Genomic DNA, 23,467 nt, shown 5'->3' with positions numbered 1-23,467 from the left:
GATTCAGACCTCTTGAGTGAATTGGTTTGGAATGGCGTAGCTCAGAACACGGCCTTCACGCCCGTGTAGGCCGTGCGATTGCCGTTGGCGAGCAGCAGCTGCACGCCGTTTGCATCGGATGTCACACCGGCCACGCGTTGGCTCGTGAGCGCGGTGCTGCTGGCCTCGCGGCCAGCGACGGTGCTGCTCACGCGCAGGCGGTAGTCACCTGCGGGGGCGTCGCGCCCATCGGCGGTCTTGCCGTCCCAGCTCATGCCGTGCACGCCGGCCCGGGTCATCGCGCGGTCCTGCGGCGTGAAGCTGCGCACCACGGTGCCGCGGGCATCGAGCACGTCGATCTTCACGGCATCCACATCCATGGGCAGCTCGTAGCCGAAGTTCATGGTGCCGCCGGTCAGCGTGGCGCTGTCGCCAGGCACAAGCACGTTCTTTCCGACCAGCGCAGCGCTCTGCAGGGACTGCAACGCAGCGAATTGCGCGCCGAGGCCCTTGACGGTGTCATTCAGTGAATTGATGCCCTGCACCGTGTTGATCTGCGCGAGCTGACTGGTCATCTGCGCGTTGTCCATCGGGTTCAGGGGGTCCTGGTTCTGCATCTGCGCCACCAGCAGGGTCAGGAAGCGGTCCTGGCTGGACTCCTGGGCTTTGGTGCCGGTGTTCAGCGCAACCTGCAGGTTCTGGGCGTTGCTGCTCGATGACACGGAATTGAGCATGGTCATGATCCTTACTGACCCATCTGCAGGGTCTTGTTGAGCAATGAACGGGCGGTGTTCATCACTTCGATGTTGTTCTCGTAGCTACGCGCCGCAGAGATCATGTTGACCATCTCCTCGATCACATTGACGTTGCTGCCGGTCACATAGCCCGCTTCGTCGGCCAGCGCGTTCTTGGGGTCGTAGATCTTCTTGTGCTCGGCTTCGCTCTCGTTCACGGAGGTGACGCGCACGCCCACGCTGGCGGCGTCCTGCGCCTGCGTGAGTGCGCTCTGGAACACGACCTGGCGGGCCTTGTAGGGCTTGCCATCCGGGCCGGCGACGGAGTCTGCGTTGGCCAGGTTCGATGCGGTGACGTTCAGGCGCTGGCTCTGGGCCGAGACCGCCGAGGACGACACATCAAGAATGCGGAAGAGCGACATGGCTGAGTGCTCCTTACTGACCCTGGATGGCCAGGTTCATGGTGCGGACGTTGCCGTTGATGAAGCGCAGCGTGGCCTCGTAGCGCATGGCGTTGTCCATGAAGTTGGCCCGCTCACGGTTCATGTCCACCGAGTTGTTGTCGGCCGAGGGCTGCTCGACCGTGCGATACAGCAGCTGTGGACTGCCGGGGGCACCGGTCTGACCCTGTGCATTCATGTGCCGGGCGTTGGTGGCCAGCACCTGCCCACCTGCGGCCGACCCCGCCGGCTGGGCACCGACGGCGGCGCGCATGGCTTCGGTGAAGCGGAAGTCCCGCGCCTTGAAGCCGGGCGTGTCTGCGTTGGCGATGTTCGAGGCGATGACCTGCTGGCGCTGGCTGCGCAGCGTCAGTGCGGTGGCGTGGTAGTCCAGGCCCTGGGTCAATCGATCAAACATGGTCTGCTCCTGCTGCACCAGGTACGGCGCGTTCGGGGAATTCGTTGGGGTGTTCGGCTTTTTCAGAATCCGGGGGCTCAAGCTTCCAGAACCTGTGCCGACAACCTGTGCAGGGATTATTCGATCGGCCCGCGGCGGCCCATCGAGCGAAAAGCGCTGCCTTGTGGCAGCTTTTTGCGTCTGTGTTTGCGCGGCCGCCGGGCTACTGTGCTCCGGCCTGAGAGCGCATTTGCGCGCTTTCAGTGCATGAATCCATGCCTATACAGATGTCCCGTTTCCTCGCCCGAGCCCTTCGCGCTGCCGCAGCCGCTGCTCTCGGCCTGGTTTGCGCAAGCAGCGCGCTGGCTCAGGCACCCGCCGCAGACAGCGGCGCGGTGGTGAACGCCGATGCCATCACCCAATACATCCTGGCCCAGGCCCAGCGAGTCAATGCCGGCCGGGTGGATGTATCGGTCGGCCAGCTGGACCCGCGCCTGCGTCTGGCCCCCTGTGCGCAGATGGAGCCCTTCATCCCGCCCGGCGCCCGACTGTGGGGCCGCGGCACCATCGGCATCCGCTGCACTGCGGGCGCGAGCTGGAGCGTGAGCCTGCCCATCAACGTGCGCGTGTTCGGCCCCGCACTCGTCACCACCGTGCCCTTGGCGATCGGCAGCGTGCCCGGCCCGGCCGATGTGCGGGTGGAAGAGATTGAACTGACCCGCGAGCCCGGCAGCCCGGTGCTGGATCTGGCGCAGATTGCTAATCAGGCACTGACCCGGCCGCTCGCCCCCGGCCAGAGCCTGCGCGCCGAGATGTTCCGTGCCGCCCAGGTGATTGCCGCCGGCGACCCGGTGCGCGTTCGCGTGGCCGGAGGCAGCTTTACGGTCAATGGCGAGGGCCAGGCTCTGAACAACGCCGCCGCCGGCCAGCCGGTGCGGGTGCGGGTGGACAATGGCCGCGTGATCATGGGCACGGCGCGTGCTGACCGCAGTGTGGAGATCCGCCTGTGAACCCGCGGCCCCAGCCCGCTGGCCTCAAGTCCGCCGTCCGCGCGCCGATCAAATGAACAAAGCCTCAAACAGTCGGGTGTTTGATTGGAAACATAGCAATCACCCGAGCAGGCACCCAAAACAGTCGCTGATGAACACTAAAGTTTTCCCCGTCGGCACCGACAATGGGCTTAAGCAGGTCGAACTGTCGACCCACCATCCCGGAAAAAGCGGGCGAAAGTAGGAGCAAGAAATGCAAATCAAGAACGGTCAGGACGTACGGGTCGGCGATGTCGCCAGCCGCGCGACCAGCGGGGCCACTGATGCGCGCGCTCCTTCCAGCACGCGCGCCATCGCTAACAACCAGCCGGTCGACAAGGTCGCCGGCAGTGAAGGCGTCAAGTACGAGAGCAGCGTGGCCGGCCTGAGCCAGACCGGAGGCGCCGAAGGCCCGTTTGATGCCAAGAAAGTCGAAGCCATCAAGGCCCAGATCGCCGACGGCACATTCAAGGTCGATAGCGCCAAGGTGGCCGACAAGCTGATTGCCAACGCGATGGACCTCATGGGCGCAGGTAACGCGGCCAAGAAGTAAGCCGCGGCGCAGCCCCTTCCCATTCCCTTTGATTGTTGAACCACGTTGACCCAAAGCAGCTTTCCCTGAGTGCACCCTGAACACTCGCAGGCGGGGGACGCAAGATGAACATCAACCTGTCCAACCAGACCGCCTCGGCGATGGCTGTCAAAGCCGCCTCCGAGACACCACCCAACACACAAGCTGCGCTCTGGTCGCAGCTTTCGGTGCTTGCGGCCCAGCAGTCCAAGGCCCTGGCCTCGGGTGACATGCGGGCCATCGAGTCCGTGAATGCCGCCATCTCGCGCACCATCCGCGAAGCCGGCAACACCATCGGCACCTCGCCCACAAAGGTCCAGATCAGCATGCCGCCGGAGCTGCGCCAGCAGCTCGAGCAGAACCGCGACCTGGCCACCCGCCTGGCCGCCAGCGCGACCCGCCGCGTGGACGCCCTCGTCCAGGCCGCCAACGTCGCGCCCACCCCGCCCAGCTACGACGCCGGCGGCAACGTCCAGCGCAACACGGGCAGCCGCTCGCTCGGCGTCGCCTGACTCCCGCGCTCACTACCAAACTGCATCAGGCTCCGTTCGCGGAGCCTGATTGCTTTGTGGCACCCATCGACCGAGCGGGCGGCCCACAAGCCTTTCCGCTTGTCTGGAGCCACTCTTCGGCCAATTTGCCTTGGAAACCCGCATGAATACTGAATTTCTATCGACTGGATTTCCCGAGCCCAGCATTCATGCGCTTCTTCAGAGCAAAGTGGCTGAAGAGTGGCTCCAGACAAGCGGAGCGACCTTTTGAGTCACAGATGGCCACCGATGAACACCGATAGGGGGTGACCGCGCGGCGTTCGGCGCTGGCTCCGCGAGTAACGCAGGCGGGCCGCGAGGCGGCTCTTTGTCAGTGTGCATCGGTTTCCATCTGTGGCTCCATGGATGGGCTCGGAGCACACCAACCCCCTTACCCCGCCCACCGAAAACACCGCGCTTCTTGCGGCTCGCGTCGTCGATTCCGCAGCTCATCGCAATGCGGATGCGCACTCAAGGCTGCCTGTTCAGAATGCACTCCATCGACACACACAACACGTCGATCGCAACGAACCCAAGGAGCCCGATCATGAACACCACCACCGCCCGCGCCCAAGTCTTCGCTCTCGTCTCTGCCGCCTTCTGCGCCGCTGCCTTCGCAGCCGTGCCGGCCCCCAAGGCTGAAGCGAATGTCGTGAAGCTCGACACGGTCACGGTGGTGGCCAGCCGCTCCGCCCTCCTGGCTGAGCAGCCCGTGATCGCACTCGATACTGTGACCGTCACGGCCAGCAAGGCTGAAGTGGCTGCCGCCCGCGCCACCACGCAGCTTGCTGCCACAGCTGAGCGCAACTCATAAGCAGCGAGCGTCCAAGAACTCGTTGCGGCTAGAAGGTACAAGGCCCGCCGGTGAAAGCCGACGGGCCTTGTGCTTTTTTGGAGCGCCGGGATGCGTCACCCTGAATCAGTCCAGCGCGTCGCGTGGACGCAGGAGCGACGCCTGAGCCAACGGCTCAAGGCTGCACAGCGTGCAGCTTCCCGGTGCCAGCGCTCGGCGTCACCGCGCCGGTTGCCACTGCCATATCACGCACCACCCTGCCCCCCGCCAGCGCAACGATGCGCCGCGCATTGGCAATCGTCTCGGGCCGATGAGCGATGGTGATGCGCGTCAGGCGCATGTTCTTGATGGCGGCATTCACGGCGCGCTCGCTGTCCACATCCAGATGGCTGGTGGCTTCGTCCAGCGCCAGGATCTTGGGGCCCTTGTACAGCGCACGGGCCAACAGCACGCGCTGCTTCTGCCCACCGGACAGGCTCGATCCCATGTCGCCCACCAGGGTCTGGTAGCCCATGGGCATGGCGGCAATGTCTGTGTGGATGGCTGCGAGTTGTGCGGCGGCTTCAATGCGCTCCTGCTTGGGGTGCGTGTCGAAGAAAGCGATGTTCTCCGCCAGGCTGCCGGCCAGCAGCACATCGTCTTGCATGACGGTGCCTACCAGTTGGCGAAACTGCGCCAGACCCAGCTGCCGCACCGGGATGCCGCCCACTCGCACCTCGCCTTCCTGTGGCTGGTGCAGGCCCAGCATGATCTTGAGCAGCGTGCTCTTGCCACAGCCACTGGGGCCGACGATGGCCAGGTTCTCGCCAGCCTCAATCTTCAGGCTCACGCCGTCCAGCACCCAGGGCTCGCCCTCGCCGTAGCGGAACTTCACGTTCATCAGCTCAATGCTCGGCTGGATGCGGGTGAGATCCGTTTCGGCCGGTACGGGCGCCTCCGGCTTCTCCAGCGCAATGTCAGCCAGCCGCTCCGCGTGCAGACCCAGCATCTTGATCTGAACGGCCAGATCAATCAGCGCGGTGGCACGGCGGGCGAAATTGGCCTTGTAGGCCATGAAGGCCATGAGCATGCCGACGGTGAGTTCGTTGGCAATCACGGCCAGCCCGCCGATCAGCAGCAGCAGGGCGCTCTCCACACCAAAGATGAGCGTGTTGCCGGTGCCGAACAGCAGCTCCATCTTGGCGGTGCGCAGATCCCGGTTCTGCACGTCCACCGCCAGGTTCTGCCAGCGCGCGAGGCGCTCGGTCTCCCGGCCAAAGAGCTTGAGCGGCGTGACAGCGCGGATGGTCTCCATGAAGTGCGAGCTTTCCTTGGCGCCCAGCACGATGCGCTCTTCATTCGCATCCCGGAAGGGCCGGTAGCTCGCCCAGCGCAGCAGGCCGTATAGAAGCAAGGCGGCAGCAGCGATCAGGGTGAGCTGCCAGCTGTACATGAGCATCAAGCCCAGGGTCGCAAACAGCATCAGGCCGTCCAAAACCGCCTCCACCGCTCCGGTGGTGAGCACGTGCTTGATGGCGTCCAGGCTGCCAAAGCGGCTGGTGATGTCGCCCAGATGGCGCTGCTCGAAGTAGCTCACCGGCAGGCGGGTCAGATGGGCGAACACATTCGCCGTCCATTGCAGACCCACGTCCATGGACAGGCGCAGGCTGATCCAGCCGCGCGCCGTGCGCAGCGCAAAGTCCGTGAGCGCCAGAATGCCGGCACCCAGCACGATCACGATGAGTAGATGGGTATCGCCCGAGACGATCGCCTCATCAATCACCCACTGCGTGGTCATCGGCACCAACAGGCCGATGCCCTCCAGCGCAAGAGCGAGCGCCAGGATGACCAGCAGCGCGCGGCGCAGCCCGAAGATGTGGCCGGTGAGATCCCGCAGGCGGATACGGCGGCGCTCGTCGGCCCGCTGAAAGTTCGCCCCCGGCGCCAGCTCCAGCGCCACGCCGGTGAAATGCTTGCTCACCTCGCCCAGGCTCAGGGTGCGCCCCCCGACCGCCGGGTCCAGAATCTCCACCCGCGCCGTCACCCCGCGCCCGCGCACCCGCTTGAGCACCACAAAGTGGTTCAAGTCCCAATGCAGGATGCAGGGGGTTTGCAGCTCATGCAGTTCTTCAAGCTCCAGGCGCAGGGGCCGGGTGGTGAAGTTCAGCTCCGCCGCATAGCGCATGAGCTGCGCCAGCGTGGCGCCCTTCAGGCTCAGGGAGAAGCGGCGCCGCAGATCGGCCAAGTCCATGCGCAGGCCGAAGTGGTCGGCAACCATCGCCAGGCAGGCGATGGAGCATTCGGCGGCGGTGGATTGGAGGTGAGGACGCACGTTATTGCGTACCCAACGGCATTACCATACCATTAATCCCGAGCATCTAAAGATACGAACTCAAACGTAACGCGGCTCATCTCAATCGTGGGATATTCTTTATTACCTCTCCCCGATGTGCAGCTACCGACAAGGACATCGAGCATCGTTTCCCCTTGCTGGATACGATGTTGCCAAACTGCCTGACCCACCATCTGATCTAGAGCCATACCAACAATCGGTCCCAGCGCGTACACTTCGCTGTCCCCGAGCAGCGTCCGAATACGCAAATAATCCTCAATGTCTGCGTGATGGTTCTTGCGCAGCATTCGAAAGGCATAATCCTCAGCCGGCCACTCCCAAAATATCCAGTGGGAAAGCGCCTGCCGCTCTGCACTCGATGTGTGTAAATGGTATTTTTCGAGAAGCGCACACACGCTGTCGTAAGCATCGCCCACACCCACCAAAGATGACGCATTGAGCACCCTTTCTAGATTGCGCAGGAACGATCGTGACTCAGCTTCGATTTGGGGCCGGTCACCCACGAAAACAATGGGCACCTTGGCGCCATACATCTGTGCGGCAATATGAAAGGCCTCATGATCAGCTATAAACCGCCTTGTCCGTTCATCACTAGCACTAAGAATTGGGTCATCGAATAGCACATAAAGATGACCACACAACTCACCCATGGATAAGTGAGGACTTCTCGCGGAAAAAAATGGCACCGCATACCGGAAGGCTTGTGCTCCTGCAGCAAGTACGGAGAAACAAGGTTCACGAACGAACCCCTCAAAAGCATGTATGAAACGAACCTCCCGCGAGCGACCACTCCACCGAATATAGCCCGCAGGGATCCATGCAGACGAGTCAATTTCAACGACTATTGTGCCTGCGGAAATATTGGACGTAGCTTGCAAGTCAAATGCACGACATGCGTCGGTAGAGAATAGAAATATCAGCAAAATGAATATCTGCTTCATACCAAAAGACTCGGCGCAATCAACATGTCCAACGAAGGCATCGTCCTATAAATACAGTCTAATTGAAAAAGCCAAAGGATTAAAAAAAACCAACCCTTTGGCTCAACGCGATTTAACCCCTCGCTCTATGGCTTACCTGGAGATCCCGGAGTGCCAGTTGTAGATGGCGTTGAAGGAATACCACGCAGTGCGCCACATGTAGTTGTCCCAGTGGCTTGCGTTCCGGTCGTAGCGTTAGTGCTATTAACGCCTACCGTCGTCCCTACGTTCTGCGTGACACTCACCGTCGCCTCGTTCGGCAGTCCTTGGCAGACAGCGTGCAGAGATCTACAGAGCTGGTTTGTACCGCAGCTCGACGGGAATCGAGTTTGCCCTACAACGCCGTGCTGCGTTCTGGCACTGCCCTGCTCTTGTAGAGAATATCCTCCCGAAACAAGATCGATCTCACTTTTGTTCAATCCAAACATCACACTCTCCTAATTGATGCCTTCCCTAGGTTGATCAGGGCTAAAGAACGGCAGTTTTCTGCGTCGACAGCAGATTCCTTCACTAAATCCCGCGCTGCGCAAACCCCCGCAGCGGGTCCAGTATTTGTTCGTAGATCTTGCTCTCGCGCTGCACGATGTCAGCCTCCACAACCATGCCCGGTTTGAGGGGTAGGGGTTGGCCATAGGCGAGGATGTATTGTTCGGTGAGGGCCACGGTCACGCGGTAGCGCGCTTCGGGCGTGGCGCCAGTTGAGGTGCTGGCTAGGGCGGCGCTGATGGCCGGGGGGAGTTGGCTGGGGGCGGTGGGCGCGCGGTCGATAGCGAGCACGGTGCCCTGGTGCTGGCCGAACTTCTGGTACGGGAATGCTGCGTAGCGCAGGCGTACGGTCTGGCCGGGGGCCACGAAGCCGGCGGCGCGGGTCGGGATGTAGAAGTGGGCTTGGAGGGTGGACGGGTTTGGCGGTGCACCGTGAGCGTCGGCGCTAGGCGGGCCGCGTGCGGGCGGGCTGCCATTGGGTGCATACCTCACGCGCTCGGCGATCACCTCGCCCTGCGCCTCCAGGGCCTGCAGGGAAGGGACTGACCCGGCCGCGCGGGCGGGGTCGGCTTCGCCCTCCACCTCGACTGTGGGATTGTGCGGCACCAGCAGCGCCAGCACCTGCCCCGGCGTGACCACTTGGCCCACCATGACCGCACTGCCCGTGAGGGTGCCGGCGTACGGGGCAGTCACCACATGCGTGGCGCGGGCAGCGTTCTCGGTGCTTTCCTGGGCGAGCAGGGCGCGGGCCTTGCGGGCCTCGGCCAGCTCGGTTTCTCGGGCGTTCTGTGCGTCGCGCAGCTGACCACGCAGGCTGGCACGCTCGCGCTCGATGGCAATGCGGCTGCGTTCAAGCGCCTGGGCCGGCTGGCGCGCGGCCAGTAGCTCGTCTTGCTGGCTGGCTTGCTGGCCGGCGCTTACAAAGCCCGCACGGGCCAGTTCATTGATGCGCCCGGCTTGGCTTTCGGCCAATTGCAGGCGGCTGGCCGCCAGCTCGCGCTCACGCTCCACGGCAATGAGCTCACGCTCAAGCACGGCCAAGCGCTCGGCGATGCTGCGCTCACGTGCTTCAAAGCGCTCCTCCGCGCGGCGGAGATCCTGCTCAGCGAGGAGTTGGCGCGTGGCGAGCTGGGCGGCAATGGCGGCCTGGGTGCCGAGGGTGCCCGCAGTTGCGCCAGCGGCCACCACCTGCTGGCGGTCTGTGGAGAGCACAAAGAGCACGTCCCCAGCCTGCACGGTTTGGCCGTCTTGCGCACCGACGCGGATGAGGGTGCCGCCCAGGGGGCTGGCCAGGTTTGCAATGCCGCCGGCGGGCATGAGCACACCGGCCACCGTGGCGCGCTGGGTGACGCTGGCGAAGGCGAGGAAGCTGATGATCGAGCCCAGCACGGCCAGCGCAATCAGCGCCCAGACGCGGTAGGCAAAGGGCTGGCGAATACGGATGGCGCCGAGCTGATTGGCGCTGCGGCTGGCAAGCACTTCAGGGCGGAAAAGGCTGTCAGTCATTCAAGCCATCCTGCCCCGACAGTTGCCCCTCCCTGCTTGGGGCGCAGCGTGCGCGCCCGCGACGGACGCGCCGCACGGCCTCACCCACCCAGCGGGGGGGGGGGGAAGCATGGATTAGCGCGGACAGCGGTGTGCATGACATGCATCTTGCGAACCGGCCCGTGGCGCGTCTCTACAGAGTTCTACGGCGGGTGTAACCCGTAACTACTTATTTGAGTGGGGTTATAGGACGCAGTCGCGCCCAGCCGATAAATTCGCGCGCCCGCGAAATCTGCGGCGGTCTATGTATGTGGACGGCGTGACTGGCACAAGGTCTCGGCCCGTTGATGGCGAGACGCCCAGCGCCTGCCAGTGCGCTCGCCGACAGGGTCTGTAAAGAGCGCTCCGCTTGTCTGGCGCGGCTTTCCAGCCGGTTTGGCCTGAAGAAGCGCACCCAGTCTCATTCCTTGATATTCGGAATGGAAAGCCCAGTATCCATGCGGGTTTCCAGGGCAAATAGGCTGGAGATCCGCGCCAGACAAGCGAAGAGGCACTCCGTCGGGTTCTCTGTGTTGTGCAGTTGGGGCAAGCAGCGCCGGAGCTGCGCAGTCAGTGCGCGTCACGCGGAGCCAGGTCTGCGAACTTCGGGAGGGCGCACGTTGGCGCGTGCGACACGTTTCGGGGCACCGTGCTGGATCTGCCCGGCAGTGGCCCGGCTGTGGCCCGTCGCTTCCGCAGCATTGGCCTCGCTTCTTGCAGTTCACGTCGCCCGCCGTGCAGTTCATCGCACACCGGCTGCGCATTCGAATGCCCTTGCCCAGAATGCACTCCATCGACACACACAACACGTCGATCGCAACGAACCCAAGGAGCCCGATCATGAACACCACCACCGCCCGCGCCCAAGTCTTCGCTCTCGTCTCTGCCGCCTTCTGCGCCGCTGCCTTCGCAGCCGTGCCGGCCCCCAAGGCTGAAGCGAATGTCGTGAAGCTCGACACGGTCACGGTGGTGGCCAGCCGCTCCGCCCTCCTGGCTGAGCAGCCCGTGATCGCCCTCGACACCGTGACCGTCACGGCCAGCAAGGCTGAAGTGGCTGCCGCCCGCGCCACCACGCAGCTTGCTGCCGCCGCTGAGCGCAACTCATAAGCAGCGAGCGTCCAAGAACTCGTTGCGGCCAGAAGCAACAAGGCCCGCCGGTGAAAGCCGGCGGGCCTTGTGCCTTTTTGGAGCGCGCCAGATCGGCGCGCGTCAGAACTTGTACGCCAGGCGGATCGCGCCCCAGTGCTTGCCCTGGATGACGATGGGCACGGACAGATCCTTCATCAGCACGAAGTTGCCACCCCCCATGTCGCGCCGGTAGGTCTGCAGCAGGAAGGGGCGGGTATTGCGCGCAGCGGCCAGGCCCGTGCGGTCGTTGAAGACGCGGCGGTTACGGCAGTTGGCCGTGTTCCACACCGGGTCGCTGCCCTGGGGCTGGCTGAACTTGCGATTGTGCGTGGGCAGATAGCCGTTGCGGTCCACGGCAGCACAGAACACCACCTTGTCGGACAGCTGCAGCATGGGCTCCTGATGCGGCGGCAGGATCTCGTCGGTGAAGCTGGTGAAGGCTGTGGTGACCTGCTGCGGATTACTGCCGGCCACTGGCTGGTACTTGTCATCAAACAGCTGAGCCATGCTCAGTCGGCCAGAGGCTACGGCCTCTTCCATCTGCGCGGTGATCTTGGCGGCCACGTCACGCGCGGCATTGATGTAGGGCGTGTCTTCGGTCTGCACACCGCACTCGGCGGTCGTCTCGATAAGTGATTCAGACAGTTGCAGGAAGCCCTGGGTACGGGTGCTGGCGGCGCGCAAGGAGCGTGCGGTGTGATCCACCTCGCCGCTGAGCTGCGAGACGTCGCGGCTCACAGCCGCGCACTCGGCAAGATTCTGTTCGGCAGCGGTGCTGACGCTCTGGACACCGGCCTCGATGTTCTGCAGGGCCTTTTGGAAGGCGCTGGGCTTGCCGGCGTCGGCGCGGATCTCGGCAGACAGCGCCTCGATGCGTGTGTCCAACTGCGTGACCGTGCTCATGATGAGCTTGCTGGATTCCTCGACCTTGGCAGCGAGATCCTTGACGGCATCGGCCACCACGGAGAAGCCGCGGCCGGCCTCACCGGCACGCTTGGCTTCCACGCTGGCATTGAAGGCAACCAGGCGGGTCTGCAAGGCAATCTGGGTGATGTTCTGGGCAGCGCCAGCGACCTCGCGCAGCGTGTCCACCACGCCGCCCACACCGTCGGCCACTTTCCCCACCGTGGTTCGGGCGTGCTCAACCGCGGCTGCGCTGCCTTGCGTGGCCTGAGTGATGGCGCGATTTGCAGCAACCATCGATTCCACGCGCGCAACGACGCGCTGGAAGTCCGCCGCCTGGCGTTCAGCCATAGCGGCCAGGTCATCGATAGCGCCGGCCAGCTGGGCCGATTCCTTGCCCAGACCGCCCGCTTTGGAAGCAAAGGCATGTATGGCCCTCATGGCGAGGGTCTCATCACTGCGCAGGGCGGGCTCTGCGGGTGCAGCGGGCGTGGGCTTGGCCTCGCGGCGGAACATGAGAAGCCTGGAGCTCAGGGACACGATGACTCCTTATATGTACTGATTGTGTTCGGTTCCTGATCACATGGCAGACGGGGTGCCGTCTACCAGGCGGACAACTTGGTGCGCAGCCGGGCTACGGCCTGACTGTGGATCTGGCAGACGCGCGACTCGGTCACGCCGAGCACAGCAGCAATTTCGCGCAGATTCATGTCGTGCTCGTAGTACATGCCCATCACGTTCTTTTCGCGCTCAGGCAGGCTCTCGATGGCGCTGGCCAGCGCGCCGCGGAATCGCTCATCGGCCAGCGCTTCCAACGGGCTGCCTGCAGTCTCCACGGCGTGACGGTCAAGAAAGCCTTCGGCATCGTCATCACCGGAAAGATCATCCAGATAGAACAGCTGCGCGCCGTGGGCGTTGGAGAGCTGCTCGCGGTACTCGTCCAGACTCAGGCCGAGTTCCTTGGCAATCTCGGCTTCCTGCGCCTGGCGGTGGGTGCGCTGCTCGACCTTCTGGATCGCCTGTTCGATCTGGCGCTGACTCTTGCGCACGCTGCGCGGCAGCCAGTCGCCGGCGCGCAGCTCGTCAAGCATGGCGCCCTTGATGCGTTGCGTGGCGTAGGTCTCGAACTGCGTGCCATGGCCCAGCTCGTAGCGGCTAAGCGCGTCCATGAGGCCGATCATTCCGGCCTGCACGATGTCGTCAAGCTCCACGTTGGCCGGGAGCTTGGCGATCATTTGGTGTGCCAGGCGCCGCACCATGGGCTGGTACTTTTTGAGCTGGGTCTCGCGGTCGTGAAGTCCGGTAGCGGTGTACATGGCTGGACCTTCGTTCAGTGCAGTGCGCCGGACGGCGTGGCGACTGCAGGTTGCGGCAGAACCGCAAAGGAGAGTGCAAGCAGACGTTCGGCCACCTGCTGAACCAGACCCTCGCGTGGCGCGTGGCAGCCCAGCAGGGCTGAGCGGCCGCCGGAGAGCGCACCCCCCGCAGGCGCCACCTGTGTCAGCAACGAACCCACACGTGCGCCGCCGCGCGCAGCCATGTTCAGGCTGCCGCCGTAGGCGATCAGCTGCTGGCGCACGTCGGGGCGCGCCTGCATGAGCCTCTTGGCAGCGGCGTAGGTCTGGGTCAGTCGGGCAGGGTGCGTGTCCACGAGCACGAGGCAGTCCGAATCGGGGGCTAGGATGTCGGCAATCTTGGCATCGGCCATGACGGCGAAAACGAGTGATAAGCCGGACAAAGGCGAGCCAAATTCACCCGTGCGCTGCCCCAGGTCGCGATCGGGCATCCGGGCGGTCATCAGGATCTGGTGGGCAAGATCATCCACATGCCGGGCACCGCGGGCATCCAGCAGGGTGCAGGGCTCGCCCAGGCGCTCCAGGTCGGCCATCAGCTGGGCCAGCACCTCGCCGGCCGCCTCGTCCTGGACGGGCGCCAGTACAGGTACCACCAGGGTGTCGCGCACGCCGAACATCTGCTTCAGGCCCAGGGCCTGATCCATCCGGCGGGACAGTCCGCCTCGGCCGATGTCATGCATGCAGATAGCCCCCCTGTCCACCCTGACCGGAAGCCACGGCCAGGCCCATTGAAAGGCCGATGTCGCCTTCGAGCATCGAGAACGCGCCCTGCGACTGATGCTTGAGCGCCTTGTGCGCCAGCATGGCACGGTGGGCGGGGTGCCAATCTTCCGGCACGCGCTGGCCGTTGGTCAGCCCGGCGATGCTGAGCTTGTGGCGCAGGCAGACATCCAGCGTAGGGCCCAGCTTTACGGATTCGTCGATCTTGGACAGGATCACGCCGCGATGGCTCGCGGTGCCATAGGCGCGCACGACATCGTCCAGGGTCTCGGGCTGCGCGCTGGCGTTGAGCACGGTCACACGCTGCATGCGGGGGTGAGCAAGCATGCCCAGCAGGTCCTTGACACGCTCATCACGCTGACCGACACCGACCGTATCCACGATCACCAGCTTCTTGGACGACAGCAGGGACAGCAGATCGGCCAGCGCGGTGGCGTCGGCAGCGGCATAGACGGGCACGCCGATCAGTCGGCCGAAGCCGCGCAGATGTTCATGCGCAGCCATGCGATAGGTGTCCACGGTAATCAGGCCGACTTCATGGGCACCATGACGCATTGCGAACTGCGCCGCGATCTTGGCGGCAGTAGTGGTCTTGCCCACGCCGGTAGGGCCGACGAGCGCGAAGATGCCACCTTCGGCGAACGCACCCAGCGGATCCGCTTCATCGCACTTGAGATTGCGCGCCAGCAGGTCAAGCAGCCAGCTCTCCACCTGGGATTCATCCACGTGCTGCGGCACGCGCTGGGCAATCTCGCGCGTCAGCATCGGCGAGAACCCAGCCCCGGCCAGCAGGCGCATCGCCTTGCCTTGCGCGGGCTGGCGCCGTGCGCCATCCATCAGTGTCATGAGGGAGAGCTGCTCCTGGATCAGGCTGCGCATGGCACGCAGCTCGCCGGCGAGCATGGGCTCTGATGCGGGGGTGCCGGGCATGCTCAAGCTGGGCATGACCGCCCCTGCCTGCGGGGCAACCGCAGCCGCGGGCGCCGCCATCGGAGCGGTTGCGGGTGCTGCCATCCGAGGTGACACGGCGGCAGGACGCGCGGGCTGAGCAGGCGTAGCGATCTGCTGCTCCTGGTTCTGGGCGCGCTTGTTCATCAAGCGCTGGCGTACATAGTCCTGGAAGGACAGAGTGCTCATCTCGAGCTGCGCGAGATCCTCTTCGACTTGTGCAGGCAGGTTGTTCGGTATGGCCTTGCTGCGGCTCGCGGCAGCAGGCGCGGCGGCGGCAGCGGGCTTCGCAGCAGCCGGTACGCGCGGCGCAGCGGCTCGGCCGGCAGGCGTGCCCGCAGGTTTGGCAGCGGGTGCCGAGGGCGGCGGGCTGATGGCATCCACGTCGGCCGAGGGCATGGCGAGGACTTCGACCCCGCCGGGCACGCTCTTGTTCGAGATGATCACTGCGTCATCGCCGAATTCGAGTCGAACCTGATTGAGTGCCTCACGGCTGGACTTGGCGACAAAGCGTTTGAGGTTCATGGTGTCTCTCCAGGGAGATCAGTGCGGGGTGGAGCGCTGGATCAGCAGTGCCGATCTCAGGCTGCACCCCCAATCAGGTAGCCCACCGAGATGGAGTGGGAATCAGGAATTTCGGAGTGGCCCAACACGCGCAGGCGGGGTGCAGCGCGCTTGAGCATGCGGGCCAGGGGCATGCGGACACGATCCGGGACAAGCAGGCAGGCCGGGTGACCGCGCTCTTCCTGCGCATTGGCGGCGTTGCCTGCCGCTTTGACCAGCGTGTCGGCCAGACCGGGTTCGATGCCGGCGCCCTGCTCGCTCGCCAGACCCTGAACGACAACGCGCTCCAGGCCCGGCTCGAAGGCAATGACAGAAAGGTCCTGCGTCCGGCCGTAGATGGTCTGCACGATGGCGGGGGCCAGGCTCGCACGAACCTGTGCGGTGAGATCGGCCGGGTCCTGCGTGCGGGTGCCGTGTTCGGCCAGGGTCTCGACGATGGTGCGCAGATCGCGGATGTGCACACCCTCCTCCAGCAGGTTCTGCAGCACCTTCTGGAAGGCGGCCAGGGGCACGGTCTTGCCGATGACGTCTTCCAGCAGCTTGGGGGCGTACTTGTTGACGTGATCCATGAGCTGCTGGACTTCCTGGCGGCCAAGCAGCTTGGACGCATGGGTCTGCATCACGTGATGCAGGTGCGTCGCCACGACTGTGGAGGCGTCCACCACGGTGTAGCCCGCAGCGTGCGCCGTCTCACGCATCGATTCCTCGATCCAGATCGCCGGCAGGCCGAAGGCCGGGTCGCTCGTTGGCGTGCCGGGCAAGCTCTGCGTGGCACCACCGGGGTTGATCGCCAGATGCATGCCCGGGAAGGCCTCGGCATCGGCAACCGCAACGCCCTTGAGCATGATCCGGTAGCTGCCCGGACGCAGATCGAGGTTGTCCTTCACGTGCACCGAGGGCGGCAGGAAGCCGACTTCCTGCGCGAACTTGCGGCGCACACCCTTGATGCGGCCAAGAAGGTCGGTCTCGCTGCCCTTCTCTATCAGATTGATCAAGCGATAGCCCAGCTCCAGGCCCAGCACATCCACGGGCGCGGCATCGTCCCAGCTCGCTTCGTTGGGCTTGGCTACCGGCTCCTCTGCCTTGGCGGGCTGGGCCTGCTGCTTGAGGGCGCGCTGCTTCAGATACCAGGCGCCATACCCCAGCACTGCGGCAAGGAGCAGGAACACGAAGTGCGGCATGCCGGGGACGATGCCGAGAATGGCCAGACAGCCGGCCGAGATGCCCAGTGCCTTGGGCGCCACGGACATCTGCTTGATGAGCTGGCCACCGATGTCTTCGGAGTCGCCCACACGCGAAACAATCAGGCCCGCTGCGATCGAGATCACCAGCGAGGGCACGCTGGCGACCAGCGCATCACCGATCGACAGGAGCACATAGTTGTTCGCGGCATCGGCCATCGACATGTCATGCGCCACCACGCCATACGCAAAGCCGCCGATCATGGTGATGAACAGAATGAGGATGGCGGCAATCGCATCGCCGCGCACGTACTTGGAGGCACCATCCATGCTGCCGTAAAAATCGGCTTCCTGAGAGACCTCGGTACGACGCTTCCGGGCTTCCTTCTCGTCGATCAACCCTGCGTTCAGGTCTGCGTCGATCGCCATCTGCTTGCCCGGCATCGCATCCAGGGCAAAGCGGGCACCGACCTCGGCAATCCGGCCGGCACCCTTGGTGATCACCGCGAAGTTGATGACCATCAGGATGGCAAACAGGATGATGCCGACGAAGAAGTTCCCGCCAATGATCACATGGCCGAATGCCTCGATGACCTTGCCTGCGGCACCGGTGCCTTCATGACCGTTCATGAGGATTGCGCGCGTGGACGCCACGTTCAATGACAGTCGCATGATCGTGGTGATCATCAGGATCACCGGGAAGGAGGAGAAGTCTAGGGGCTTGACCGTGAATACCGCCACCATCAACACCACAAGACTCACCGCAATGTTGAAGGTGAACAGCAGGTCCAGCAGGAACGGGGGCAGAGGCAGGATCATCATGACCAGGATCATGAGGATCAGGAAAGGCAGCGCCAGCGTCGCAAGTGGAACGTCGCGCAGTCCGAATTGGTCCAGTGTCTTCTTCAGGTTCATGGCTCAGTGACTCAGACGGTCTTGGGCGGCGATTCGAGCGGATCCATACCCGCAGGGATGGCGATGCTGCTCGGGGCGGAAGGTGTCAGCGCATCGCCACGCAGCGATGCATTGAGCTGGAAGACGTAGGCGAGGACCTGTGCCACGGCGGCGTACAGGGTGGCCGGAATCTCTTGCTCGATCTCCACATGCGTGTAAAGCGCCCGCGCCAGTGGCGGGGCTTCGAGCAGGGGCACCTTGTGCTCTGCTCCAAGCTCGCGAATCTTTGCTGCGACGGCGTCGACGCCCTTGGCCACCACCCTGGGCGCACCGCCAGTCTGCTCGTCCCAGGCCAAGGCCACGGCGTAGTGCGTGGGGTTGGTCACGATCACGGTGGCAGTAGGGACCGCAGCCATCATGCGCTGACGTGCGGCCTGGCGCTGCAGTTGACGGATCTTGTTCTTGATCTCGGGGTTGCCCTCGGTCTCCTTGTGCTCCTGGCGCATTTCCTCAACGGTCATCTTGAGGTTTTCCTTGTGACGCCAGATCTGAAGCGGCACATCCAGTACAGCAACAAAGATCACGAAGCCGATGAGCCAGAAGACGGCCTTGAGGAGGGTGAAACCGGCCTCTGGGAGGGCAGACTGAAGCGGCATGGTGGTCACCGCCATCCATTGCCCCCCATAGACCCAAGCGATGTAGCCGGTCAGGGCCACCAGAGCCATCAGAACGACAAAGAGCTTGAGATTCTCGACAAGAGACTGTGCAGAGAACAGGCGCCCAAAGCCGCTGATCGGATCAATCCGGTTGAACTGAGGAATCAGCGGCTTGCCGGTGAAGATGAAGCCGCTCACGGCCACCGCGCCGGCAGCGCCCATCAGGGCGCCGGCAATGCCGAACGGAGCCCAGATTTCCAGGCCCGCGACCAGTTGGCCGTGAATCAGATTGGAGGCATATGCGTCCGTGAGTGCGGCGCGATCAAAGCGCAGGCCGGTACGCATGAGCGCGGTCAGTCGCTCAAAGATCCAGGGCATGAGCACGCCCAGCATGGCGAAGCTGGCGCCGAGGACGAGCGCGTGCCCTACGTCGCGCGAGCGCGCGACCTGCCCCTCCTCGCGTGCGCGCTCAATCTTGCGCGCTGACGCTGGTAGAGACTTGTCCTGACCGCTTTCTTCTGCCATGGGCTGCCGAGCACTCTGGGTGCGCACCCCGGAAGCGAGGTGCTATCGGCAGCATTATTCGGAGACTTGAGCGCGCGAAAGGCCGGGAAAGACGGGGAAAGCCCCGCCTATTTCCGGCCCCTTGAGGTGCGCTTGAAGATGTTGACGGCGTGTCTACGCCCTGCGAGGCTTAGAAGCCCAGAGATGCAAGCAGATCGTCCACGTCACCCTGGCCTTTGACCACATCGGCGCGAACCTCGGGGTTCACCACCGGGCCGCCGAGCTTTTCGTCCTGCTTGATCTTCTGGCGCTGCTCGGGAGGCGTGACTTCGACCAGCAGCTTCACGAGCTGGGTTTCCATGTTGCCCGCCAGTGAGACAACCTTTCGGATGACCTGACCGGTGAGGTCATGGAAGTCCTGGGCCATCATGATGTCCGTGAGGGTGGCGTTGGTCTTGGCCGTATTGGCAATGACCGCGTCCACAAAGTCGAGCACCCCTCCGGTAGCCACAGCCTTGACCGGGTTTTCCAGCAAGGCAGCGCGTGCAGCCTTGGCGCGCTCGGCCAGCGCATCCTGCTCCGACTGGGCGACCTCCACCGCGTTGAGCACCTTCTCGGCGGCCTCGCCTGTCAGGCGTGCGATGTAGGTCAGGCGCGACTTGGCGTCTGGCAGGTTCGAGAGCGAGTCCTCGATCTCGTTGTAGTAGCCCAGATCGCGCAGGGTGTTGTGCAGCGTGCGCGTGAGTTCGCCAACCCGCTGATAGACATGCACGACGCCGGCCTCAGGGGCAACAGCCGGCATCGGCCCGGCACCGGCAGCCTGGGTGCGCCCAGTCGGCGCCGGCGCAGACGCTGCGCCGGGAGCTGGAGCGACTGAAGCGGGGCCGGATGCCGCCGTGTCGAACAGCGCGTCGAGATCCATGTCGTTGATGGCAGTGGCCTGATCCATGATCAATGACCCTTTCTCAAGCGGGTTGTGCCATCTTGGCAAGAATCTTCTGAAGCTTTTCCTCAAGGGTGCCCTTGGTGAAAGGCTTGACGATGTAGCCGGCCGCGCCGCTCTGGGCCGCCAGGACGATGTCTTCCTTGCGTGCTTCAGCGGTCACCATCAGCACGGGCAGGTGCTTGATCGCGGGATCTGCCTTGATCGCCTGAAGCAGCTCAAAGCCGTTCATGTTGGGCATGTTGATGTCGCTCACCACGAAATCGAAGTGGGCAGACTTCAGCATGTTGAGCGCCACCTGGCCGTCTTCGGCTTCTTCGGCGTTGCTGTAGCCGAGCTCCTTGAGGAGGTTGCGCACGATGCGACGCATGGTGGAGAAATCGTCAACGATCAGGAACTTCATTTCGGCAGACATCGGTCAGCTCCTCGGTATGCAGGGATTCCGGGTTTGGATCTTGTTTCGGCACGCAAGCGAAAGGTCTTGAGTGTGGGCTAGCGTGGAATAGTCACGACAAACGGCTTTTGTTCGGCGGACTGGGGAAAGCTGGGGGTTGCAGGCAACGCGGGCGCCACCGCGCCTGCGGACTGCGCAGCCTGAACAGCCGGTATGGCGGGAGCACCATTTGCCGAATTGGGCGCCGGGGGCGGGGTAGAGCCTTCCAGGACCTTCATGAACGGCGTCTTCTCCACAGGTTCCGGCTCGGGCGCGCGCGCGGCGGCCGCCAAATCGTCTTCAGCGGCACGGGTCAGCACCACAATGCTGATCCGCCGGTTCACTTCCGCGTCCGGCTGCATGCCTTCCATGGGCTGGCTCGCCGCCAGGCCCACCACGCGGACGATCTTCTGCTCCTGCATGCCGCCAGCGAGCAGTTCTCGCCGAGACGCGTTCGCACGATCCGCAGACAGCTCCCAGTTGCTGTAGCCCATCTCGGTGCTCCCGAAGGGCCGCGAGTCCGTGTGACCGGACAGAGAAACCTTGTAATCCACGGTGTTGAGCACGGCCGCAATCTCGCGCAGCAAGCCGCGCATATAGTCCTTCACGACCGCAGATCCGCTATCGAACATGGGTCGTCCCTGATCGTCGACGATCTGGATGCGCAGCCCTTCCTTGGTCACGTCGAGCCGGACCTGGGACTTGTAGTCGGCCAGCTTGGGGTTGTTGGTGATGGCTTGCTGGACTTTGTCCTTGAGCGCAGCCATGGCTGCCCGGTCCACCTTGGCAATTGCATCGCGTGCCTCACGCTGGATGCGGCGCTGTTCCTCAGGGTCCTGCCCCTTGTGCATGTTGGCCGAGCGGCGCGACAGATCCTCGCCCCCCCCCATGACCAGGCTGGTGGCATCTCCGGCACCGGAGCCGCCGGAGAGCGTGAGTGCGATGGGGTTGCTGAAGTAGTCCGAAATGCCCTTCAGATCACCCTTCGTGGTGGACCCCAGCAGCCACATCAACAGGAAGAACGCCATCATCGCCGTCACGAAGTCGGCGTAGGCAATCTTCCATGCTGCACCATGATGTCCACCCGAGACCTTCTTGATGCGCTTGATGATGATGGGCTGGACAGCCTTGTCAGAAGCCATGCTGCAGACCCGCTCAAGCCTTCTTCTGCTTCACGTGGGCTTCCAGCTCCTGGAAGGTCGGACGCTCGGTGGAGTACAGGACCTTGCGTCCAAACTCCACAGCGATCGCAGGCGCGTAGCCCTGGAGAGACGACAGCAGCGTGATCTTGATGCACTGCAGTTCCTTGGTGGCTTCGTCTACATGCTGATTCATCAGGCTGGCCAACGGGCCCACGAAGCCGTACGCGAGCAGAATGCCCAGGAAGGTACCGACAAGCGCTGAGGCAATCATGGCGCCCAGCACCGCCGGGGGCTGCCCGACCGAGGCCATCGTCTTCACCACACCGAGCACCGCCGCCACAATGCCGAATGCAGGCAGGCCATCGGCCATGGACTGAACCGCATGCGCGGGCACGTGCGCCTCGTGATGATGGGTCTCGATCTCGTTGTCCATCAGGTTTTCGATCTCGATGGCATTCAGGTTGCCTGACACCATGAGACGCAGGTAGTCCGTGATGAACTCGACGAGGTGGTGATCTCCGGAGACCAGCGGATACTTGTTGAAGAGCGCGCTGTTGTGGGGGTCTTCAACGTCCTTTTCGATGGACATGAGCCCTTCCTTGCGCGCCTTCGAGAGAATGTCGTAGAGCAGCGCCATCAACTCCATGTAGCGCGCCTTGGTCTGCTTGGAACCCTTGAACAGCGCAGGCACAGCAGCCGCTGTCGCCTTGATGACCTTCATGCTGTTGGCGACAAGGAACGCACCGATCGCCGCACCGAAGATGATGGCCAGCTCGATTGGAGCCGCTTTGGCAATGATGGCCATGTTGCCGCCCACCGCTGCGTACACGCCGAACACGCAGACGATCACGACGACATAGCCAATGATGATGAACATCGCAGTTCCTAGGTGGGCGTCGCGCGCCGGAGGCTGGCGCGCACAACGGGGGGCATCCCTGCTTCAGGTCTTCGGCGAGAACAGAATCCGCCTTGAGAGATGATGCCCGCGCGGCACTGCGATCGATGAAAAGAAAAGAGCGGGCTTTTGCCCGCTCATAAACACCGTTACGGCTCGCGCCTTCAGGTGAGGGAGGAAGGAAACATGACTGTTCCAAACAGCATTTCGGCAGCGCACGCCTCGACTTGAGCGAGGCGGCGGCAACGCATCAGACCGGAACCGAATCTTCTGCGCGGGCCTTGTTGGTTGCCCCCTTGCCAGCACGCGCCGGCGGGTTGCACAGACCGCACACGTAATCCTTGGACAGCTCGTAGCTGTGGTTGACGAAGTGGCCACCGCAGCACTTGCACTTCGTCATGGTCAGCATGCCGGAGTCGACGAATTTCACGAGACGCCACGCTCGTGTAATGGTCAGCAGGGGTTCAACACCATCCAGCGCGATCTGCTCTGCATAGAGCTTGTAGGCACGAATGACGTTGTCGATTTCGTCAGCCTCGGTCGTCTTGTTCAGGAACTCATAGATATTCAGGAACAGCGAGGCATGAATGTTGGGCTGCCAGGTCAGGAACCAGTCCGTCGAGAAGGGCAGCATGCCCTTGGACGGCGACTTGCCAGCCACTTCCTTGTACAGCTTGAGCAGGCGCTCGTAGGAGAGATCCGTCTCGCTCTCGAGCACTTGCAGGCGGGCGCCGAGCTTGATCAGCTCGATGGCGCGTTGAATCTGGGCGTTTTCCTTGAGAAGGCTCTTCGTGGCCATGATGTGGTTTCCTTTCCTCTGCGTTCTGAATCTTCAGTGGCGGGCTGATCAGATCGCGTCTGTCGACGCGCTGGCCACCAGGATGCGGGCGTGCAGGCGGGCGTAGGGGCTGTCTTGCGCCGGGCCCTGGGGACGCTTGGACTCAATCAGAAGGTTCCACACCATCTCGTCATCGAAGCGGAAGCGGGCCACGAGGGTGTTGCTTGCCGCAATCTTCATGAGTTGCGCGGGCGACAGGGTGTTGATGATGTCGGCCACTTCCTCGCTCACGCCGAGGCGGAACATTGCGGCTTCACGATCTTCGCGGATCAGATGCTGGGCGAGCATCATGTAGGTGAGATTGGCTTCGCGGATGTCTGCGAGCAGCTGTTCGGTACGTTGCGTGGTCATTTCCTTGCTCCTTTTGAACTGGCGCGCTGTTGTTGTCGCCATGGGTGCATTCTGGAAATCCAAGCCAATTCAAAGTATCGGAATCCGGCTGATTCACGCGTCGTCCAAAACGACAACAGGCTTGTAGGACAGATTCCTACAAGCCTGCGAAGATCGAGTACTGGTGCGGGTTTCGGGACGGCTGGAGGCTTATGCGGCAGTGCGGCGCTGAGCGAAGA

23 protein-coding genes are annotated in these 23,467 nt (G+C 63.5%); 5 read left to right on the top strand and 18 right to left on the bottom strand.

Features of this window, described 5'->3' with window-relative positions:
• Positions 1–41: 41 nt before the first annotated feature.
• The 3 genes from ACMDW7_RS02530 to flgB are packed head-to-tail and all read right to left on the bottom strand — an operon-like array spanning position 42 to position 1,571.
• Positions 42–713 carry a flagellar hook assembly protein FlgD gene (locus ACMDW7_RS02530; protein WP_377305861.1) on the bottom strand — a complete coding sequence of 224 codons (672 nt, stop codon included), beginning with the start codon at positions 711–713 and terminating at the stop codon, positions 42–44.
• Positions 714–724: 11 nt separating this feature from the next.
• Positions 725–1,135 (bottom strand): flagellar basal body rod protein FlgC, encoded by a 411-nt coding sequence (gene flgC, locus ACMDW7_RS02525; protein WP_054125465.1) that lies wholly within the window; start codon positions 1,133–1,135, stop codon positions 725–727.
• Between the two features lie 13 nt (positions 1,136–1,148).
• On the bottom strand, positions 1,149–1,571 hold the full coding sequence (gene flgB / locus ACMDW7_RS02520) for a flagellar basal body rod protein FlgB (RefSeq protein ID WP_377305863.1): 423 nt from the start codon (positions 1,569–1,571) through the stop codon (positions 1,149–1,151).
• 266 nt (positions 1,572–1,837) lie between these two features.
• On the opposite strand from flgB, the gene flgA reads away from it, so the two are divergent.
• From flgA to ACMDW7_RS02500, 4 genes are all read left to right on the top strand, one after another.
• On the top strand, positions 1,838–2,560 hold the full coding sequence (gene flgA, locus ACMDW7_RS02515; RefSeq protein ID WP_377305865.1) for a flagellar basal body P-ring formation chaperone FlgA: 723 nt from the start codon (positions 1,838–1,840) through the stop codon (positions 2,558–2,560).
• Positions 2,561–2,792: 232 nt separating this feature from the next.
• Positions 2,793–3,131, top strand: coding sequence for a flagellar biosynthesis anti-sigma factor FlgM (gene flgM / locus ACMDW7_RS02510; RefSeq protein ID WP_377305867.1), 339 nt, complete (start codon positions 2,793–2,795; stop codon positions 3,129–3,131).
• A 104-nt stretch (positions 3,132–3,235) separates the two neighbouring features.
• The gene (locus tag ACMDW7_RS02505; RefSeq protein ID WP_377305869.1) at positions 3,236–3,661 is read left to right on the top strand and encodes a hypothetical protein; all 426 of its coding nucleotides are present in this window, start codon (positions 3,236–3,238) and stop codon (positions 3,659–3,661) included.
• 565 nt (positions 3,662–4,226) lie between these two features.
• Positions 4,227–4,493 carry a hypothetical protein gene (locus tag ACMDW7_RS02500; RefSeq protein ID WP_377305871.1) on the top strand — a complete coding sequence of 89 codons (267 nt, stop codon included), beginning with the start codon at positions 4,227–4,229 and terminating at the stop codon, positions 4,491–4,493.
• A 154-nt stretch (positions 4,494–4,647) separates the two neighbouring features.
• Here ACMDW7_RS02500 and ACMDW7_RS02495 read toward each other — a convergent pair whose 3' ends face one another.
• From ACMDW7_RS02495 to ACMDW7_RS02485, 3 genes are all read right to left on the bottom strand, one after another.
• Positions 4,648–6,783 (bottom strand): peptidase domain-containing ABC transporter, encoded by a 2,136-nt coding sequence (locus ACMDW7_RS02495; protein ID WP_377305872.1) that lies wholly within the window; start codon positions 6,781–6,783, stop codon positions 4,648–4,650.
• A gap of 32 nt (positions 6,784–6,815) precedes the next feature.
• Positions 6,816–7,745 (bottom strand): hypothetical protein, encoded by a 930-nt coding sequence (locus ACMDW7_RS02490; RefSeq protein ID WP_377305874.1) that lies wholly within the window; start codon positions 7,743–7,745, stop codon positions 6,816–6,818.
• 549 nt (positions 7,746–8,294) lie between these two features.
• A complete protein-coding gene (locus ACMDW7_RS02485; protein WP_377305876.1) occupies positions 8,295–9,776 on the bottom strand; it encodes an HlyD family secretion protein in 1,482 nt (493 codons plus the stop codon).
• Positions 9,777–10,634: 858 nt separating this feature from the next.
• On the opposite strand from ACMDW7_RS02485, the gene ACMDW7_RS02480 reads away from it, so the two are divergent.
• Positions 10,635–10,901, top strand: coding sequence for a hypothetical protein (locus ACMDW7_RS02480; protein ID WP_377305878.1), 267 nt, complete (start codon positions 10,635–10,637; stop codon positions 10,899–10,901).
• 102 nt (positions 10,902–11,003) lie between these two features.
• Here ACMDW7_RS02480 and ACMDW7_RS02475 read toward each other — a convergent pair whose 3' ends face one another.
• From ACMDW7_RS02475 to flhD, 12 genes are all read right to left on the bottom strand, one after another.
• Positions 11,004–12,365, bottom strand: coding sequence for a methyl-accepting chemotaxis protein (locus ACMDW7_RS02475; protein ID WP_377305880.1), 1,362 nt, complete (start codon positions 12,363–12,365; stop codon positions 11,004–11,006).
• 62 nt (positions 12,366–12,427) lie between these two features.
• On the bottom strand, positions 12,428–13,141 hold the full coding sequence (locus ACMDW7_RS02470; protein WP_377305882.1) for an RNA polymerase sigma factor FliA: 714 nt from the start codon (positions 13,139–13,141) through the stop codon (positions 12,428–12,430).
• 14 nt (positions 13,142–13,155) lie between these two features.
• Positions 13,156–13,860 (bottom strand): hypothetical protein, encoded by a 705-nt coding sequence (locus ACMDW7_RS02465; RefSeq protein ID WP_377305884.1) that lies wholly within the window; start codon positions 13,858–13,860, stop codon positions 13,156–13,158.
• Complete coding sequence (gene flhF / locus ACMDW7_RS02460) at positions 13,853–15,373, bottom strand: flagellar biosynthesis protein FlhF (protein WP_377305886.1); 1,521 nt, start codon at positions 15,371–15,373, stop codon at positions 13,853–13,855. The genes ACMDW7_RS02465 and flhF overlap by 8 nt, the downstream gene beginning before the upstream one ends.
• A 56-nt stretch (positions 15,374–15,429) precedes the next feature.
• A complete protein-coding gene (gene flhA / locus ACMDW7_RS02455) occupies positions 15,430–17,508 on the bottom strand; it encodes a flagellar biosynthesis protein FlhA (RefSeq protein WP_377305888.1) in 2,079 nt (692 codons plus the stop codon).
• Positions 17,509–17,519: 11 nt separating this feature from the next.
• Positions 17,520–18,668 carry a flagellar biosynthesis protein FlhB gene (gene flhB, locus ACMDW7_RS02450; RefSeq protein WP_377305890.1) on the bottom strand — a complete coding sequence of 383 codons (1,149 nt, stop codon included), beginning with the start codon at positions 18,666–18,668 and terminating at the stop codon, positions 17,520–17,522.
• A gap of 169 nt (positions 18,669–18,837) precedes the next feature.
• Positions 18,838–19,449, bottom strand: coding sequence for a protein phosphatase CheZ (locus ACMDW7_RS02445; protein WP_377306173.1), 612 nt, complete (start codon positions 19,447–19,449; stop codon positions 18,838–18,840).
• Positions 19,450–19,612: 163 nt separating this feature from the next.
• On the bottom strand, positions 19,613–20,005 hold the full coding sequence (cheY, locus tag ACMDW7_RS02440) for a chemotaxis response regulator CheY (RefSeq protein ID WP_377305891.1): 393 nt from the start codon (positions 20,003–20,005) through the stop codon (positions 19,613–19,615).
• A 77-nt stretch (positions 20,006–20,082) separates the two neighbouring features.
• Positions 20,083–21,165, bottom strand: coding sequence for a flagellar motor protein MotB (gene motB / locus ACMDW7_RS02435; RefSeq protein WP_377305893.1), 1,083 nt, complete (start codon positions 21,163–21,165; stop codon positions 20,083–20,085).
• Between the two features lie 13 nt (positions 21,166–21,178).
• Positions 21,179–22,042 carry a flagellar motor stator protein MotA gene (gene motA / locus ACMDW7_RS02430; protein ID WP_377305895.1) on the bottom strand — a complete coding sequence of 288 codons (864 nt, stop codon included), beginning with the start codon at positions 22,040–22,042 and terminating at the stop codon, positions 21,179–21,181.
• 268 nt (positions 22,043–22,310) lie between these two features.
• Positions 22,311–22,859, bottom strand: coding sequence for a flagellar transcriptional regulator FlhC (gene flhC / locus ACMDW7_RS02425; protein WP_054125451.1), 549 nt, complete (start codon positions 22,857–22,859; stop codon positions 22,311–22,313).
• A gap of 48 nt (positions 22,860–22,907) precedes the next feature.
• Positions 22,908–23,249, bottom strand: coding sequence for a flagellar transcriptional regulator FlhD (flhD, locus tag ACMDW7_RS02420; protein WP_377305897.1), 342 nt, complete (start codon positions 23,247–23,249; stop codon positions 22,908–22,910).
• Positions 23,250–23,467 lie beyond the last annotated feature (218 nt).

Origin of the sequence: Piscinibacterium candidicorallinum (assembly GCF_047549485.1) — a bacterium.
Taxonomy (GTDB): domain Bacteria; phylum Pseudomonadota; class Gammaproteobacteria; order Burkholderiales; family Burkholderiaceae_C; genus Piscinibacterium; species Piscinibacterium candidicorallinum.
Note: the sequence above shows the minus strand (reverse complement) of the source record. Positions and strands in the feature narration are given on the sequence as shown.

Excerpts from the sequence above, each read along its gene's own strand:
- ACMDW7_RS02490 (WP_377305874.1), bottom strand. The coding sequence starts at position 7,745 with ATGAAGCAGATATTCATTTTGCTGATATTTCTATTCTCTACCGACGCA.
- cheY (WP_377305891.1), bottom strand. The coding sequence starts at position 20,005 with ATGTCTGCCGAAATGAAGTTCCTGATCGTTGACGATTTCTCCACCATG.
- flhA (WP_377305888.1), bottom strand. The coding sequence starts at position 17,508 with ATGAACCTGAAGAAGACACTGGACCAATTCGGACTGCGCGACGTTCCA.
- flgA (WP_377305865.1), top strand. The coding sequence starts at position 1,838 with ATGTCCCGTTTCCTCGCCCGAGCCCTTCGCGCTGCCGCAGCCGCTGCT.
- ACMDW7_RS02445 (WP_377306173.1), bottom strand. The coding sequence starts at position 19,449 with ATGCCGGCTGTTGCCCCTGAGGCCGGCGTCGTGCATGTCTATCAGCGG.
- flhF (WP_377305886.1), bottom strand. The coding sequence starts at position 15,373 with ATGAACCTCAAACGCTTTGTCGCCAAGTCCAGCCGTGAGGCACTCAAT.
- flgM (WP_377305867.1), top strand. The coding sequence starts at position 2,793 with ATGCAAATCAAGAACGGTCAGGACGTACGGGTCGGCGATGTCGCCAGC.
- ACMDW7_RS02465 (WP_377305884.1), bottom strand. The coding sequence starts at position 13,860 with ATGCATGACATCGGCCGAGGCGGACTGTCCCGCCGGATGGATCAGGCC.
- flgB (WP_377305863.1), bottom strand. The coding sequence starts at position 1,571 with ATGTTTGATCGATTGACCCAGGGCCTGGACTACCACGCCACCGCACTG.
- ACMDW7_RS02480 (WP_377305878.1), top strand. The coding sequence starts at position 10,635 with ATGAACACCACCACCGCCCGCGCCCAAGTCTTCGCTCTCGTCTCTGCC.
- flgC (WP_054125465.1), bottom strand. The coding sequence starts at position 1,135 with ATGTCGCTCTTCCGCATTCTTGATGTGTCGTCCTCGGCGGTCTCGGCC.
- ACMDW7_RS02470 (WP_377305882.1), bottom strand. The coding sequence starts at position 13,141 with ATGTACACCGCTACCGGACTTCACGACCGCGAGACCCAGCTCAAAAAG.
- flhC (WP_054125451.1), bottom strand. The coding sequence starts at position 22,859 with ATGGCCACGAAGAGCCTTCTCAAGGAAAACGCCCAGATTCAACGCGCC.
- ACMDW7_RS02530 (WP_377305861.1), bottom strand. The coding sequence starts at position 713 with ATGCTCAATTCCGTGTCATCGAGCAGCAACGCCCAGAACCTGCAGGTT.
- motB (WP_377305893.1), bottom strand. The coding sequence starts at position 21,165 with ATGGCTTCTGACAAGGCTGTCCAGCCCATCATCATCAAGCGCATCAAG.
- motA (WP_377305895.1), bottom strand. The coding sequence starts at position 22,042 with ATGTTCATCATCATTGGCTATGTCGTCGTGATCGTCTGCGTGTTCGGC.
- ACMDW7_RS02500 (WP_377305871.1), top strand. The coding sequence starts at position 4,227 with ATGAACACCACCACCGCCCGCGCCCAAGTCTTCGCTCTCGTCTCTGCC.
- flhB (WP_377305890.1), bottom strand. The coding sequence starts at position 18,668 with ATGGCAGAAGAAAGCGGTCAGGACAAGTCTCTACCAGCGTCAGCGCGC.
- ACMDW7_RS02485 (WP_377305876.1), bottom strand. The coding sequence starts at position 9,776 with ATGACTGACAGCCTTTTCCGCCCTGAAGTGCTTGCCAGCCGCAGCGCC.
- flhD (WP_377305897.1), bottom strand. The coding sequence starts at position 23,249 with ATGACCACGCAACGTACCGAACAGCTGCTCGCAGACATCCGCGAAGCC.
- ACMDW7_RS02505 (WP_377305869.1), top strand. The coding sequence starts at position 3,236 with ATGAACATCAACCTGTCCAACCAGACCGCCTCGGCGATGGCTGTCAAA.